General features: G+C 64.0%; 15 protein-coding genes. 7 read left to right on the forward strand and 8 right to left on the reverse strand.

Going from position 1 to position 15,114, the window contains the following annotated elements; all coding sequences use genetic code 11:
• Positions 1 to 65: 65 nt before the first annotated feature.
• Positions 66 to 584 carry a MarR family winged helix-turn-helix transcriptional regulator gene (locus AC24YW_RS24790; RefSeq protein WP_487485170.1) on the reverse strand — a complete coding sequence of 173 codons (519 nt, stop codon included), beginning with the start codon at positions 582 to 584 and terminating at the stop codon, positions 66 to 68.
• A gap of 251 nt (positions 585 to 835) precedes the next feature.
• Between AC24YW_RS24790 and AC24YW_RS24795 the strand changes: the two genes are divergently transcribed.
• Both AC24YW_RS24795 and AC24YW_RS24800 read left to right on the forward strand, forming a co-directional pair.
• The gene (locus AC24YW_RS24795; RefSeq protein WP_487485171.1) at positions 836 to 2,011 is read left to right on the forward strand and encodes an ABC transporter substrate-binding protein; all 1,176 of its coding nucleotides are present in this window, start codon (positions 836 to 838) and stop codon (positions 2,009 to 2,011) included.
• A 29-nt stretch (positions 2,012 to 2,040) separates the two neighbouring features.
• Positions 2,041 to 2,496, forward strand: a complete 456-nt coding sequence (locus AC24YW_RS24800; RefSeq protein WP_487485172.1) for a cupin domain-containing protein — start codon at positions 2,041 to 2,043, stop codon at positions 2,494 to 2,496.
• A 9-nt stretch (positions 2,497 to 2,505) separates the two neighbouring features.
• On the opposite strand, the gene AC24YW_RS24805 is transcribed toward AC24YW_RS24800, so the two are convergent.
• The 3 genes from AC24YW_RS24805 to AC24YW_RS24815 all read right to left on the reverse strand — a co-directional run bounded on the left by AC24YW_RS24805 (position 2,506) and on the right by AC24YW_RS24815 (position 5,708).
• Positions 2,506 to 3,756, reverse strand: a complete 1,251-nt coding sequence (locus tag AC24YW_RS24805; RefSeq protein ID WP_487485173.1) for a flavin-dependent oxidoreductase — start codon at positions 3,754 to 3,756, stop codon at positions 2,506 to 2,508.
• Between the two features lie 312 nt (positions 3,757 to 4,068).
• Positions 4,069 to 4,905 carry an enoyl-CoA hydratase family protein gene (locus AC24YW_RS24810; RefSeq protein ID WP_487485174.1) on the reverse strand — a complete coding sequence of 279 codons (837 nt, stop codon included), beginning with the start codon at positions 4,903 to 4,905 and terminating at the stop codon, positions 4,069 to 4,071.
• A gap of 41 nt (positions 4,906 to 4,946) precedes the next feature.
• Positions 4,947 to 5,708: an SDR family NAD(P)-dependent oxidoreductase gene (locus AC24YW_RS24815; RefSeq protein ID WP_487485175.1), complete on the reverse strand. Its 762-nt coding sequence runs from the start codon at positions 5,706 to 5,708 to the stop codon at positions 4,947 to 4,949.
• A 211-nt stretch (positions 5,709 to 5,919) separates the two neighbouring features.
• Between AC24YW_RS24815 and AC24YW_RS24820 the strand changes: the two genes are divergently transcribed.
• Genes AC24YW_RS24820 through AC24YW_RS24840 form a run of 5 tightly spaced genes read left to right on the forward strand, consistent with a single transcriptional unit; the run spans position 5,920 to position 11,638 of the window.
• Positions 5,920 to 6,717 carry an alpha/beta fold hydrolase gene (locus AC24YW_RS24820; RefSeq protein WP_487485176.1) on the forward strand — a complete coding sequence of 266 codons (798 nt, stop codon included), beginning with the start codon at positions 5,920 to 5,922 and terminating at the stop codon, positions 6,715 to 6,717.
• 12 nt (positions 6,718 to 6,729) lie between these two features.
• A complete protein-coding gene (locus tag AC24YW_RS24825) occupies positions 6,730 to 8,019 on the forward strand; it encodes an acyl-CoA dehydrogenase family protein (protein WP_487485177.1) in 1,290 nt (429 codons plus the stop codon).
• A 2-nt stretch (positions 8,020 to 8,021) separates the two neighbouring features.
• On the forward strand, positions 8,022 to 9,557 hold the full coding sequence (locus tag AC24YW_RS24830; protein WP_487485178.1) for a class I adenylate-forming enzyme family protein: 1,536 nt from the start codon (positions 8,022 to 8,024) through the stop codon (positions 9,555 to 9,557).
• Positions 9,554 to 10,642, forward strand: coding sequence for an NAD/NADP octopine/nopaline dehydrogenase family protein (locus tag AC24YW_RS24835; protein WP_487485179.1), 1,089 nt, complete (start codon positions 9,554 to 9,556; stop codon positions 10,640 to 10,642). The genes AC24YW_RS24830 and AC24YW_RS24835 overlap by 4 nt, the downstream gene beginning before the upstream one ends.
• Before the next feature lie 3 nt (positions 10,643 to 10,645).
• Positions 10,646 to 11,638, forward strand: a complete 993-nt coding sequence (locus AC24YW_RS24840) for a 3-hydroxybutyryl-CoA dehydrogenase (RefSeq protein WP_487485180.1) — start codon at positions 10,646 to 10,648, stop codon at positions 11,636 to 11,638.
• Here AC24YW_RS24840 and AC24YW_RS24845 read toward each other — a convergent pair.
• The 4 genes from AC24YW_RS24845 to AC24YW_RS24860 are packed head-to-tail and all read right to left on the reverse strand — an operon-like array spanning position 11,635 to position 15,105.
• A complete protein-coding gene (locus tag AC24YW_RS24845) occupies positions 11,635 to 12,681 on the reverse strand; it encodes a 2,5-dihydroxypyridine 5,6-dioxygenase NicX family protein (protein ID WP_487485181.1) in 1,047 nt (348 codons plus the stop codon). The genes AC24YW_RS24840 and AC24YW_RS24845 overlap by 4 nt on opposite strands.
• Before the next feature lie 32 nt (positions 12,682 to 12,713).
• Positions 12,714 to 13,481, reverse strand: a complete 768-nt coding sequence (locus AC24YW_RS24850; protein ID WP_487485182.1) for an ABC transporter permease — start codon at positions 13,479 to 13,481, stop codon at positions 12,714 to 12,716.
• Positions 13,478 to 14,263 (reverse strand): ABC transporter permease, encoded by a 786-nt coding sequence (locus AC24YW_RS24855; protein ID WP_487485183.1) that lies wholly within the window; start codon positions 14,261 to 14,263, stop codon positions 13,478 to 13,480. The genes AC24YW_RS24850 and AC24YW_RS24855 overlap by 4 nt, the downstream gene beginning before the upstream one ends.
• The gene (locus AC24YW_RS24860) at positions 14,260 to 15,105 is read right to left on the reverse strand and encodes an ABC transporter ATP-binding protein (RefSeq protein ID WP_487485345.1); all 846 of its coding nucleotides are present in this window, start codon (positions 15,103 to 15,105) and stop codon (positions 14,260 to 14,262) included. The genes AC24YW_RS24855 and AC24YW_RS24860 overlap by 4 nt, the downstream gene beginning before the upstream one ends.
• Positions 15,106 to 15,114: the final 9 nt, after the last annotated feature.

The following is a 15,114-nucleotide window of genomic DNA, read 5'->3' on the forward strand; positions in this document are numbered from 1 at the left end:
TTAAAACAATTCGGCGCAATAGGGGATTTTGGGCATCCCGTGCTTTTTCATGCGGCAAAGGGCGGCTACGGCCGGCGGCGGGCGGCCGATTTCTGCGCGGACGCCTTGGTCTTGGCGAGGAGGCGCATCAATTCGCGCACGTCCTTCGGCGAAAGGTCGGCGAAGAGATCGGCGATCCAGGTCTCGTGCTCGGCGGCCATCCTGCGGAACTCGGCACGCCCGAGCTTGGTCAGCCGGATCACCTGGACGCGGCGGTCGGTCTCCGAGGTCCGCCGGTCGAGATGGCCTGATTCCACCAGGCGCTCCACGAGGCCGGTCACATTGCCGTTCGACACCATCATGCGCTTGGAGACATCGGACAAGGTCATGCCGTCAGGCGCCTTGTCGAGCTGCGCCATCAGGTCGAAACGCGGCAGCGTGACGTCGAACCGCTGCCGCAGCCGGCCGCGCACCTCGCCCTCGATCAGCGTCGTGCAGGTCAGGAGCCGCAACCACAGCCGAAGCTCCTCGGCGTGGTCCTCCGGTGTTTCGACGGCCTTGGTCTCGGAATCGAGCATGTCGATGCAGTCACTCACGGCCGGCATTGGCGCGGGCACGGATTCCCCAACGTTTTGAGCTTCAAATAAATCCGAGCCGGCCGCAAGTCCAAAGCTGCAACAATCGACCGCACGCCAGTTTCTTTAGGCTTCAAATAATTGGCGCGCCGCTTGCATGCATCGCTGCTCGCAGGATGCGAGGTCGCGCGCTCGGCTTGCCGCCGCGGCCATCATCGGCATAAGCTTTGGATTGGAGTACGTGGCTTGCAGCGCAAGCCAATCGTCACGAGGGACAGATCATGAAGACGCAAATGACCTTGGCCGCAGCTGCGATGCTACTCGGCACCGTGGTGACCCCTGCCCTCGCCCAGGAAAAAATCAAGCTGGGTGTGATCGTGACCCTGTCGGGGCCTGCCGCAGCGCTGGGCCAGCAGGTTCGCGACGGCTTCGCGCTCGCCGTGAAGGATCTCGGCAGCAAGATGGGTGGCCGCGATGTCGAGGTCGTCGTCGTCGACGACGAGCTGAAGCCGGACGCTGCGGTGACCAAGGTGAAGGGCCTTCTGGAACGTGAGAAGGTCGACTTCGTGATCGGGCCGATCTTCTCCAACATTCTCCAGGCCATCCACCGGCCCATCACGGAATCGAAAACCTTCCTGATCAGCCCGAATGCCGGTCCGTCGACATTCGCCGGCAAGGATTGCAACCCGTTCTTCTACGTGACCTCGTATCAGAACGATCAGGTTCACGAGATCCTCGGCAAGGTCGCGCAGGATCGCGGCTACAAGCGGATGTACCTGATGGTGCCGAACTATCAGGCCGGCAAGGATTCGGTGGCGGGTTTCAAGCTGGACTACAAGGGCGAGATCGTCGAGGAATCCTACATGCCGCTGAACACGCTGGATTTCCAGCCGGAGCTGTCCAAGATCTCCTCGCAGAAGCCCGATGCATTGTTCACGTTCATGCCGGGCGGCCTCGGCGTCAATCTCGTCAAGCAATACCGCCAGGCGGGGCTCGCCGACACCATTCCCGTGCTCTCGGCCTTTACGGTCGACGAATCGACCCTGCCGGCGCAGCAGGATGCGGCGGTCGGCATGTTCGGCGGCGCGAACTGGGCGCCCAATCTCGACAATCCCCAGAACAAGAAGTTCGTTGCCGCCTATGAGGCCGCCTACAACAGCGTTCCCGGCACCTACGCCTTCCAGGCTTACGATGCCGCGATGCTGATCGACAGCGCCGTCAAGGCCGTGAAAGGCGACCTCTCCAACAAGGACGCAGTCGGCGCCGCCTTGAAGAAGGCCGACTTCACCTCGCTGCGCGGAGCCTTCAAGTTCAACGACAACAATTATCCGATTCAGGATTTTTACCTGACCAAGGTCGCCAAGCGTCCTGACGGCAAGTTCCAGACCGAGATCGTGCAGAAAGTGTTCGAGAATTACGGCGACCGCTATGCCAAGGACTGCAAGGCGGCAAAATAAGCTGCGTATCGCGTGACGGGAGGACTGCAATGAAAAGCGAAATCACCGGCATCACCCGGGCCAACGAGGGCATCCAGGGGATCTCCTGGAACATCCTCGGCCAGACCTATGTGCCGAAGAGCTACGCGGAGAACAGCTTCTCCTGGCACGCGACGCTGCCGCCGGGCACCTTCGTGCCGCCGCACATTCATCCCGACCAAGATGAGTATCTCTACATGCTGGAGGGCAAGCTCGATTTCGTGCTGGGCAATACGGAGGCGCAGGCAAGTGCGGGCGACCTGATCCGCCTCGGCATGGGCGTGCCGCACGGCATCTTCAACAAGTCGGAACAAACGGCAAAAGTGCTGTTCTGGGTGTCACCCAGCCGCAAGCTGTTCGACCTGTTCTGGGGGCTTCACAACATGAAGGAGCAGAAGCCCGAGGACGTCGTGGCGATGGCCGCCGAGTTCAACATCCACTTCCTGCCGCCGCCGCCCGGCGGCTAGCAGCGCGCCTCAGGCGCGCACCGCCGCGAGTCCCGGCACCGCGGCGAAGCCCGCCTTGGTGGCATAGCCGCGCACGATGGCTTCGCGCTGGGAATAGCTCAGGACGTTGTCGACATTGTCGAAGCCGTCGGGCGCGAGCTGCTCGACGGCGTCGATGACGCCTTCCGGCCCGCCGCGCCGGTTGGAGCGGACGATCTCGGCCGTCATGGGCAGACGCTTCTTCTCGTATTCGAGCAAGGCCTGACGCGGATGTTCGGCGCGCACCAGCGCATCCGCAAGGCAGCGCGCGTCGAGAATGGCCTGCGAGGCGCCGTTCGACCCCACCGGATACATGGGATGCGCGGCGTCGCCGAGGAGCGTGACCCGGCCCGATGACCAATAGGGCAAGGGATCGCGATCGCAGGTCGGATATTCGTAGAATTCGGGCGTTGCCGAGATCAGGCTCTTCACGTCGATATAGGGCACCGAGAAGCGCGCCACGTACGGCATCAGTTCCTCGCGGCGGCCCGGCCGCGACCAGTCTTCCTTCCGCGGCGGCGGCGCGTTGCCCTCGCCCACCTTCACCAGCACTGCCCAATTGGTCAGGCGGCTCGCCGGGCTCGATCCTTCCGCGATCGGATAGATCACCACCTTGGCATTGAGACCGCCGGCCACGATCATCGATTTGCCGGTGAGGAACAGCGGCCAGTCACGCGCACCGCGCCACAGCATGAGGCCGTTCCAGCACGGCGGCCCTTCGTTCGGAAACAGCGTCTCGCGCACGCGCGAGTGAATGCCATCGGCGCCGATCAGGATATCGCCGCGCGCGGTGTGAACATGAGCGCCGGCGCGATCGAAGAAGTAAGCGGTGACGCCGCCCTCGTCCTGTTTGAAGGCACCGAGCCGGCAGCCGGTGTGAATCGCCTCACGGCCCAACCGTTCCTCGACGGCGCGATGGATGACGCCCTGAAGCCGGCCGCGATGGATCGAGAATTGCGGCACGTCGTGGCCGGCGTCGATGCCGCGCGCTTCGCGCCAGACCTCCTGGCCGTGGCGATTGAGATAATAGAGCTGATCGGTGCGGATCGCGACCTCGTCGAGCCTCTGCAGCAGGCCGAGCCCGGCCAACTCCCGCATCGCATGCGGCAGCGTGTTGATGCCGACGCCGAGCTCGCGAATGGTGTCGGCCTGCTCGAAGATCTCGCAATCCAGGCCGCGCGAGCGGAACATCAAAGCCGTCGTGAGACCACCGATGCCGCCACCGACGATAATCGCCTTCATCGCCCTAACTCCACTCGAACCACAGGCAATAGGTTAACGTCGCACGGGCGGTCACTCCGCCGCAAGCGGCTTTGTCGCCTCCGTCTTGAGCTCGGCCCGGGTCTTGGGCTTAGCCTTAATTCTCAGCTGCTCGAGATCTTGCCGGTCGCGCATGCTGTTCCGGAACCCGAATACATACACATCGTCGACATCACCGCGCGATTGGCGAGCTTCATCTCACGCAAGGGGGGGGGGTCACGAAACTATTTTAAGCCTAAAGTAATCTCGCGCAAGTCCCCCTCGCTGGATGGCCTGCAGATCATTGCGGCCGGGTCAGTCGCCTCTGAAGACCGGCTTGACCTTGTTGGCGAAAGCCTCGAAGGCGCGCTCGAAATCCGCTGTGGTCATGCACAGCGCTTGCGCCACGGCCTCCGCCTCGATCGCCTCTTCCACCGACATCGCCCATTCCATGGCCAGCATCCGCTTGGTCATGGTGTTGGCGAAGGTCGGGCCTTCCGCGATCTGCCTGGCCAGAACCTGCGCCTGGGGCAGCACCTGCTCCGGGGTGACGATGCGGCTGAAGAAGCCCCAGCGCTCCCCCTCTTCCGCAGTCATGAACCGGCCGGTGTAGAGCAGCTCGGAGGCGCGGGACTGCCCGATGATCCGCGGCAGGATGGCGCAAGCGCCCATGTCGCAACCAGCCAGCCCCACCTTGTTGAACAGGAACGCCACCTTGGCCCCGCTCGCCGCAAGCCGCATGTCGGATGCCATGGCGACGATCGCGCCAGCCCCGGCACAGATGCCCTCGACCGCCGCCACGATCGGCTGCGGGCAGGCCCGCATTGCCTTGACGAGGTCGCCGGTCATGCGCGTGAAGGCGGTCAGGCCCTTGGTGTCCATCTTCACCAGCGGGCCGATGATCTCGAACACGTCGCCGCCGGACGAGAAGTTGCCGCCGGCACCCGTGACGACGATGGACTTGACCGCGTCGTCGAAGCCGCAGGCGCGGAAGAAATCGGTCAGTTCCCGATAGCTCTCGAACGTCAGCGGATTCTTTCGTTCGGGGCGGTTGAGCGTGATCGTCGCAACGCCGTCGACCACGGCCAGCAGGAAGTGCTGCGGCGAGTAATCCGCAAGCGGCACGGTGACGGGATTGGCTGGTCTGCTCATGGGATCTCCTTGGCTTTCTTGTTTCGTGCCTGCCAGGCAGGCTAGACTTCGCCACCGGCCACCGCGATCGCCTGTCCGGTGATCGCGCTCGCGCCCTCCCCGCACAGCCAGAGAACCGCGTCTGCGACCTCCTGAGGCGTGACCAGGCGTCCTTGCGGATTGTGCTTCGCGAGCTCGGCAATTGCCTGCTCGCGGGTCCGGCCCGTCTTCTTCATGATGTTGTCGATGCTCCCGGCGACGAGATCGGTATCGGTGAAGCCGGGACACACCGCGTTCACGGTGACGCTGCTTCCGGCCGTCTCGAGAGCAAGGGAACGCACGAGGCCGATGACGGCGTGCTTGGCCGCTGCATACGCGCTGACATAGGCGTAGCCCTTGAGGCCTGCGGTGGACGCCACCGCGACGATGCGGCCGTAGGGACGATCCTTCATGCCCGGCAGCACGGCCTGGACGGCATGCACGACGCCCATGAAATTGACATCCATCATCCGGCTGAAGAGCGCGCTGTCCGATTTCGCGAATGGCGCCGATTCAGCGCTGCCCGCGTTGGCAATCAGGATGTCGATCGGCTTACGCGCACTTGACCCGGCGATCGCGGCTTTCAGAGACGCTTCGTTCGCGACGTCAGCGACAGCCGCAAAGTGCGCCGCGCCTGCATTGACCGCCTCGTCGAGAACCGCCGCGTTCCGGCCAAGCACGGTCACGGTCGCACCGGCGCCGACGAGAGCGGACGCGATCGCGCGGCCGATGCCGCGCCCACCACCGGTGACCAGCGCGTGCGGCGAATGCGGCAATCCGGACATGCGCTGGCTCCTTCGGATCTCGTGACCAGTGTTCGATATATTTTAACCTTCAAGTTTTTGCAACGAAAGCGGCGCTCGGACGACGAATGACGCCGCACGAGCGACGGCCCGAAAATTGCTTTAAGTATAAAATTATCGCTTTCCATCCTCGAAAGGCCTGTTAGCATCGAGGGGCCCAACAGAAGGACGTCGCGTGTCGCAGCCTGTGCCAATGATAACAAGGGACGGACGCTTCGCCTACGAAGCCGCGGGCGATCCGGACGCGATACCGCTGATCTTTCTGCACGGCATCGGCGGCGCAGCGCGGGCGTGGCGGCGGCAGCTTGGCACATTCGGCGGCCGCTTCCGCGCGATCGCATGGGACATGCCCGGTTATGGCGGATCGGCACCGCTTGCGAACGTCAGTATCGCTGCCCTGGCGGAGGCGCTGCAGCAGTTCATCGCGCAACTCGGCGTCAGCAGGCCCGTTCTGGTCGGCCATTCCATCGGCGGCATGATCGTTCAGAAGTGGCTGGTTCAGTCCCCCAAGCTGGCACGCGCAGTCGTGCTGGCGCAGACCAGCCCTGCCTTCGGAAAGGCGGACGGCGACTGGCAGAAATCGTTCATCGCGGCAAGGCTCGGACCGCTCGATCGGGGGGAGACGATGAGATCGCTGGCCCCCTCCCTGGTGAAGGAGCTCGTCGGCGACGGTCCCGATCCGAATGGGATGGAGGTTGCCCGCGAATGCATGGGGAGCCTGCCCGAGGCCAGTTATCGCGCCATGATGCTGGCCCTCATCGGCTTCGATCAGCGCAGCACGCTCGGAAATATCTCCGTTCCCACGCTGTTGCTGTCCGGCTCAAAGGACAACAACGCGCCCGCGCCGATGATGGCAAAGACGGCGACCTATATCCCGGGGGCCGAATATGTCGAGCTGCGTGGCGTCGGCCATCTCGCCAATCTCGAACGCCCCGAGGCCTTCGACGAAGCTCTCGGCCGGTTCCTGAACTCTCTCGCGACCAAAGCCTAAGGTAACTGCGCGATGACCATGCAAGTCAGCAAGACGATCGGCGCGACCAACAAGGTCGCGCTGGATGCGCCGATATTCGATCCTGTCGCATTTCGCTTGAGCGAGGAGCAGGCCGGCATCATTGCCCGCGCGAGAGAGATCGGCCAGACCGTGTTTGCCGGTCGCGCCGCCACTTACGATCGCGAGGCGACTTTCCCCACTGAAAATTACCGCGATTTGCATCGCGTCGGCCTGCTCGGCATTGCCGTGCCCAAGAAGCACGGCGGCCTGGGTGCCAATTACCAGACCTATGCCTTGGCGGCGGCCGAGATCGGCCGCTATTGCGGCGCCACAGCGCTGACCTGGAACATGCATGTCTGCTCGACGCTATGGTCGGGTCCGCTCGCTGACGATCTCGACATGGACGCGGACACCCGTGCCGCGCACGAGCGGCGGCGCGCGGTCCACTACAAGCGCATCGTCGAGGATGGGGCGATCTACTCGCAGCCCTTCTCCGAAGGCGGAGCTGCCGCTGCCGGTGGGGTCGCATTCGGCACAGAAGCAAGGCCGGTCGAAGGCGGTTGGATCGTCAACGGCAAGAAGATCTTTGCATCGCTCTCGGGCCACGCCGATTATTACGGCGTGCTCTGCACCGAGATCGAGGAAGGCGAGAAGGCGTCGCGCCGCAATACGCTTTACCTGGCGATATCAGCCAAATCAGAAGGCGTCTCGGTCGTCGGCGACTGGGATCCGCTGGGTATGCGCGGCACGGTTTCGCGGACGCTGCTGTTCAAGGATGTGTTCGTGCCGGAAGATTCGGCGCTGATGCCGCGCGGCGTCTATTTCCAGGCGGCTCAGCGCTGGCCGCACATGTTCCTGACGCTGTCGCCGACCTATATGGGACTGGCGCAAGCCGCCTACGACTTCACCGTACGCTACTTGCGCGGCGAGGTCCCTGGCATGCCGCCGGTCAAGCGGCGGATGTACCCGACCAAGCAGATCGCGGTGGCGCAGATGCAGATCAAGCTGGAGCAGATCAAGGCAATCTGGTTCCAGGCCGTGACCGAGGCGCGCGCCAATCCGAGCAAGGAGCAGGTGCTGCGCGCCTACGCCGCACAATATTCGGTGATGGAGGGCGCCAATGAGCTCGCCGCGCTCGCGATCCGCACCTGCGGCGGCCAGGCCATGCTCCGGTCGCTGCCGCTGGAGCGGATCTACCGTGACAGCCGCTGCGGCTCGCTGATGCTGCCCTGGACCGCCGAGCTCTGCCTCGATCGCATCGGGCGCGAGGCGCTGTACGAGCCCGGTGAAACGGACGACTGACCGTGGATCTGTGTAGCCTGATCGACCGCAACGCGGCGTTCGCGCCAGACAAGACGGCCATTGCCTTCGAAGGGACGCGGCTGAGCTATGCGGCATTCGCCGCACGGATCGAACGGACTGCGACGGCCTTGAAGCGGGAGCTCGGCGTCGGCCGTGGCGACCGCGTCGCAATTCTAAGTCTCAATCGGCCGGATTATCTGGTTCTGCTCTACGCCTGTGCGCGGCTTGGCGCGATGCTGGTGCCGCTGAATTGGCGCCTGGCGGTCGCCGAGCAGCTTTTCATTCTCAGTGATGCCGGTGCCAAGGTCCTGGTGCTCGAGCAGGCGTTTTCCGGAGTGCTTGCCGGGCTGGGGCAGGCCGCGGTGGGGACGGCGGTGGTCGGCCTCGACTTCGCTCCACCTCGCGGCGCGTCGTTCGAAGATTTACTGGCCCGCGGCGACGGCGCGGGGCGAAATCCGCACACGGACCTCTCCTGCCCGCTGCTCATCGTCTACACGTCAGGCACGACGGGACGGCCAAAGGGCGCGGTGCTGCGCCAGGAGGCGCTGCTCTGGAACGGCGTCATGAGCCAGCACATGCACAACATGACATCCGACGACCACGTACTGACCGTGCTGCCATTCTTCCACGTCGGCGGCCTCAACATCCAGACCACGCCAGCGTTGCAGCTGGGCGCGACGGTCACCGTCCATGCCCGCTTCACGCCGGACGCCGCGCTGGCAGCCATCGAAGGGGAACGGCCGACACTCACGGTAATGGTGCCTGCGATCCTCCAGGCGGTGAGCGAGCATCCTGCCTGGCCGACCGCGGATCTCTCATCCCTCCGGGCCGTCGCCACCGGCTCGACCATCGTGCCGCCGCACCTGATCGAGCGCTTCGTCGCGCGCGATGTCCCGGTGCTTCAGGTCTATGGCTCGACGGAAACCTGCCCGATCGCCGTCTACACGCGGCTTGGCGGCGATCTTTCGCGCGCGGGGTCGACCGGCCTTGCCGGGCTGTGCTGCGAGGCAAAGGTGATCAACCAGGCCGGCGACGAACTGCCCGCGGGCACGCCGGGCGAGATCGCAGTGCGCGGTCCCAACGTGTTCTTCGAATACTGGGGCAACGAGGCTGCAACGCGCGACGCGCTGCACGACGGCTGGTATCGCACCGGCGATGTCGGCCTGTGCGATGGCGACGGCTATTTCTGGATCCGCGACCGGAAGAAGAACATGATCATTTCGGGCGGAGAGAACGTCTACCCGGCCGAGGTCGAGCGCGTCCTGCTCGAACACCCCGACGTCAGCGAATGCGCCGTGATCGGCCGGCCGGACCCGCGCTGGGACGAGGTGCCGATCGCCTATGTCATTGCGAGATCCGGCTGCCGGCTCGAAGCGGACGAACTGAGGACACATCTTCAGGCGCAGCTCGCGCGCTACAAGGTTCCGCGCGAGATCGTCTTCGTCACCGACCTGCCGCGGACGGCGCTGGGCAAGGTCCAGCATTTCCTGCTGAAGCAGCTTGATGCGCAGTCACGGGCGCAAGGAGAAACATCTTGAAGATCGCAGTTCTGGGTGGGGGAAACGGCTCTTTCGCGGCCGCGGGCGATTTTGCGCTGGCGGGGCATGAGGTGCGGCTGTGGCGCCGCGATGCCGATCAGGTCGCGGCACATCGCGCCGCCGGCTCGCGTATCCTGGTCAAGGATCACAACGGCCGTCATGACGTGAAGCTGGCGCTTGTCACGACCGACATGGCGGACGCCGTCGATGGCACGGAACTGATCCTGTGCCCGGCTCCTGCCTTCGCGCAAGCAGATATTGCTCGCCTGCTCGCGCCGCATCTGCGCGACGGTCAAGTCGTCTTTCTGCCGCCGGCGACATTCGGCTCGATGATCTTCGCCCAGGCCGCGCGAGAGGCCGGCAACAATGCCAAGGCCAGCTTTGCCGAAACCGGCACGCTTCCGTGGCTGACCCGCAAGCACGGACCGTTCGAGGTCGCGATCACCATCCGCGCCAAGCGGCTCCCGGTCGGCGTATTCCCGCTCGACCAGGCGCCCCATGCTCTCGAGGTGATCGGACGCGCTTTCCCGGACGTCATCGAACCCTGCGGAGATGCCCTATCGGGCGCACTGATGAATGCCGGCCCAATCATCCATCCGCCGTTGATCGTGATGAACGCCGGTCCGATCGAGCATTTCGAACGCTGGGACATTCACAAGGAAGGCACGCAGCCCGCAATCCGCCGGGTCACCGACGCGCTGGACGCCGAACGGATCGCAGTGCGCGAGGCGCTCGGCTACGGCGCGCCGCATTTCCCGCTTGCTCACCATTACGCGAGAGAGGGCGAGGTCTGGATGTATGGCCGCGGCTCGCATGACCGTCTGACCGATTCCGGTGATTGGCGCGAGCGGATCGTGCTGACCGAGCACCGCTACATGCGCGAGGATCTGCGGATTGGGCTGTCGCTGCTGGTGTCCGTCGCGGGCCTGGCTGGCGTGGATGCACCGCTGGCCAAAGCGTTCCTGTCAATCGGCGGCGCGATCTGCGGAGAAGATTTCGCGCGCCGCGGCCGAACGCTCCGGACGCTGGGGCTCGACGACCTCGGCAAGACTGAATTGCAGACGCTGCTCCGCAACGGATACTGATCGATGAACAATCGCGCCAATATCGCCTGTCTCGGAGCCGGCCGCATGGGGCGCGGCATCGCCGTCGCGTTTGCCTATGCAGGCCACAGCGTCACGATGATCGACGTCAAGACTCGGTCCGCCGAGGACTTTGCCAGGCTGGAGGCGGACGCACTCGGCGAGGTCAGGAAGACCTTTGCCAGCCTGTCGAAGCTGGGGCTGTTGACCGAGGCAGATGTTGGTCCGCTGATCGCGCGCATCTCGGTGGTGCCGGCGAACGAGAGCGGCGTAGCGTTGGCCGAAGCCGGCATGGTCTTCGAAGGGATTCCTGAAGTCGTCGAGCTCAAGCGCGAGGTACTGGGGGCGGCGTCAAAGCAAGTCGGACCGGATACGATCATCGCGTCGACGACCTCGACGATCCTCGTCGACGATCTCTCGGGCGGGATCGTGAATCCGCGCCGCTTTCTCAATGTTCATTGGCTCAACCCGGCCTATCTCATCCCGCTGGTCGAGGTTTCGCCCGGCAAGGCGACGGACCCGGCCGTCATCGGCGAGGTCAAGGCGCTGCTCGAAGGCATCGGGAAGGTGCCGGTGGTCTGTGCCGCCACACCGGGTTTCATCGTCCCCCGCATCCAGGCGCTGGCGATGAATGAAGCCGCGCGCATGGTCGAAGAGGGCGTTGCCAGCGCCGAAGAGATCGACAAGGCGATCCGCTACGGCTTCGGCTTTCGCTATGCCGTGCTCGGGCTGCTCGAATTCATCGATTGGGGCGGCGGCGATATCCTGTACTACGCCAGCCGCTACCTCGAAGGCGCGCTCGGCAGTGACCGCTATCGCGCGCCGGAGGTCATTTCCCGCAACATGCATGAAGGCCGGATCGGCCTGCGCACGGGCGCCGGCTTCCTGGATTACTCCGGGATGGATATCGATGCTTATCGCGTGAAGCGGTTGCAGGCCATGGTCGACCTGCTCCGGCACTTCGACCTCGCCCGGCCGCCCGTGCTCGATCGCGGCTAGCCAAAGACGTCCTGGAGCACGCCTTCGCGCACCACCGCAACGCCGTCGAGCTCGATGGTCGTTCCCATCATCGGCAGGTCGAAATGTCCCGCCGTGTAGCGCCCTGCGAATTCATTCGCGCCGGTCGAGAACAGGAAATTGCCGGCGACGGCCCGGATTTCGGTGCCGTTGGTGTCGCGCTGGTCGTACATGGATAAGGCCTCATAGCGCGCACCGGGGTTCATGCCGAAGCCGACATGCGACACGGCGTAGGCTTCGCGGTCGCCCCAGGCGGCCAGATAAGCGCGCATCATCGCGGCGTCCGTACCATCGCCTTCCAGCTCGACGACATAATCGTCCTTCAGGCTCATCTTCACCGGCGAGGTCAGGTAGCGCTTGAAGGTCAGGTTGATGTCGCCCGGCGCCATCACAAGCGTGCCGTTGATGGTGCCGCTCTTGGGAAAGCTGACGACGATGCCGCCCGGCCAATGCGCCAGCGTGCCAGGCTTGTCGGTCCAGCCCCACACACCGACCGTCGACGCGCCGACCATGTCGACATCGAGCGCCGTGCCGGCCTTTGAGGTCACACGCATGCGCTTCGTTCCGCGCAGCATCTTGGCCGCGGCACGAACGCGTTTCTCGAGCGCGGAATCCGGCACCATCCGCTCCAGCGCCTCGGGATGTTCGTTGGAGATCACCAGGATTCGCGCGCCGGCCTTGAGGATTTCCGGCGTCTCGACGGCGTGCATGAGGCCTTCGATGGTGCAATCCACCACGAAGCCGGCTTGCTGAAGCGCCGTGATGACTGGACCAAGCTTTTGGATTGCCTCGCTCGCCCCGGTGGAGCGGACCGGAACGACATGCCGGTTACGCGGAGTCGGCATCACCACATGAAACGGCCGCGCCCCCATCCGCAGCAGAGCCAGTTCCGCGAGATGCACGTTCAACGCGCGCGACTGGGTTTCCGACAGGATCGCCGCCGTATCGCCGGCCTTGACCGCGCATCGCTCAAAGATTTCGCAGAATGCGTCGATCCATTTTGCCTCGATGCGATCAGCCAGCATGGTCCTCTCCCGGTCTTCTGGATTCTTGTTTGCTAAGCTTCGGGGAAGCCCCGGAGCAAGTACGAGCGCACCACTCCCAGCAATCCGTTCAGGATCAGGCCCAGCAGCGAGATCGTGATCAGCGGCACGAACATGTCCACGGCCCGGAAGGTTCTGGCCGCAGTCACGAGCGCGTGGCCCAATCCATCCGTCGACGTGATCATTTCGGCCAGAAACACCACGATGCAGGAGATGACAAGGCCAATCCGGCACCCGGTCAGGATCGACGGCATCGCTGCCGGCAGCACCACCTTGAAAAGAATTTCATAGCGCCGCGTTCCTGCCGCCATGGCCGACCAGATCAGCTTCTGCTCGACGGTCGAGGCACCGTAATAGGTCGAGAGCAGGATCGGGAAAAGAGCGTCGGCAGCGACTAGTGTGATCTTCGATCCGTGGCCAAATCCGAGCAGCAGCAGCAAGGCCGGATAGAGCGCGACCTTGGGCAAAGGCGCCAGGACGCGCACGATAGGCCGAACCACGGCGTTGATCGCAGGACTTGCGGCGGCGGCGATGCCGATGCTGACACCGAGCACGACAGCAATCGCGAAGCCGGCAAACAGCCTGATCAGGGTCGCCGCGATCTCCTGCTGGAACGTCGACGTCACGAGTTGCTGGAGTAGCCGACCGAAGACGAAGCCTGGCGGCGGCAGCAGAACTGCCGGCGCGAAGCCGAAAGATACCAAGCCTTGCCACAGCGCGATCACCAGTGCGATCGGAGCGATCCCAAGAACGAAATTTGGAGAGAGAAGCCGCGACATCATGAGAAGCTCAGCGGCATGTCGAACTGCGGCTCGGACCAACGGACGAGCCTGGCACGAACCCTTTCGAAGATCGCGTCGAGGCAGATCCCCATCGCTCCCACGATGATGATCATCGCAAAGACGGTGTCGTATTGGCCCATGTCGAGCGCATTGAACAGGATGTTCCCGGCACCGGACTGACGGGCAATCATCTCGCTGGTGATCATCGTGATCAGCGCCAGCACCAATCCCGTACGACACCCCGTCAGAATTTCCGGCAGCGCCGCCGGCAGCACGATACGCACAAGACGCTGCACCGGCGAGAGCCCCATCGCAGCGCCCGACCACAGCATCTTCTCTTCGACCGCCTTGGCACCTTCGAAACTGTGATAGATCACGGGCAGGCTGACGCCGAGGAAGATCACGAGCGTTTTCGTGATGTCGCCGACGCCCAGCCACAGCATGATGATCGGCATCAAGGCCGCCTTCGGTACCGGATAGATCACCATAAGGAGCGGATTGAAGAAGGCCGCAACTGCGGCGCTACGTCCCATCAAGAGGCCAAGCGGAATCGACACCAGCACGGCCGCGCCAAATCCCATCGCCATGCGCCGGAGCGAGGCGAGAATATTGATCAGCGATTCCTTGTCCCCAAGGATGTCCGGAATCGCTCTGATCGCTCCGATCGCAGTCGGGAAGCTGTCATTCTTCAGCGCCAGTGAAGCGACCTGCCACACCACCAGCAATCCGATGCAGGCCAGCACCGGGGCAGCGCGCTTGGTCATGCCGGCCGACGACGTCATGCGGGCACGTCCCCATCGTCACTTTCGTCGAACATGCGCTCGATATCGACGACGTACTTCTGGTAACGTGGGTCGAGCAACAGTTCGTTGCGGCGGCGCGGCCGCGGCAGGTCGATGTCGATGACCTGCCGGATCCGCCCGGGCGATTTTGACATCATGACGACCTTGTCCGAGAGGAAGACGGCTTCGTCGACCGAATGGGTGACGAAGAGCACCGTCTTGCGGTCACGCTCCCAGATGTTCAGAAGGTCGTTCTGCAGGCGCGTCCTCGTGTGCGCGTCGAGCGCGCCGAACGGCTCGTCCATCAGCAGCACTTCGGGATGGTAGGCAAGCGTCCGCGCCAAAGCCACGCGCTGCTTCATGCCGCCCGACAACTCCTTGGGATAGAAGTTCTCGTAGCCCTTGAGGCCGACCATCTCGATCAGGGCCCGGCTCTGCGCTTCGGCCTCGGTGGCGCGAATTCCTTGCTGACGCGGCCCGTACATCACGTTGCCGAGCACGGTCTTCCAGGGAAACAGCGCAAACTCCTGGAACACCGGTCCGCGATCCGGACCGGGTCCCGTAATCGCCTGCCCCTTCATCTTCGCCGCGCCGCTGGTCGGACTGACGAAGCCGCCGACAATGTAGAGCAGTGTCGACTTGCCGCAACCGGACGGACCAAGGATGGAGACGAAAGCTCCCTCCTCGATCGTCAGTGAGATATCCGAAAGCGCAACATGATCCTTACGTGCCGAGGTCTGAAAGACCTGCGAGACGCGGTCGATCTCGATGATTGCGGAAGCCGGGTCTCGTTGCGTCACCGGTCTCACCCATTCTCTCGATTTCGCAGACACTACCGTCATCCCGTCTTC

It is taken from the genome of Bradyrhizobium sp. USDA3516, from assembly GCF_057651995.1.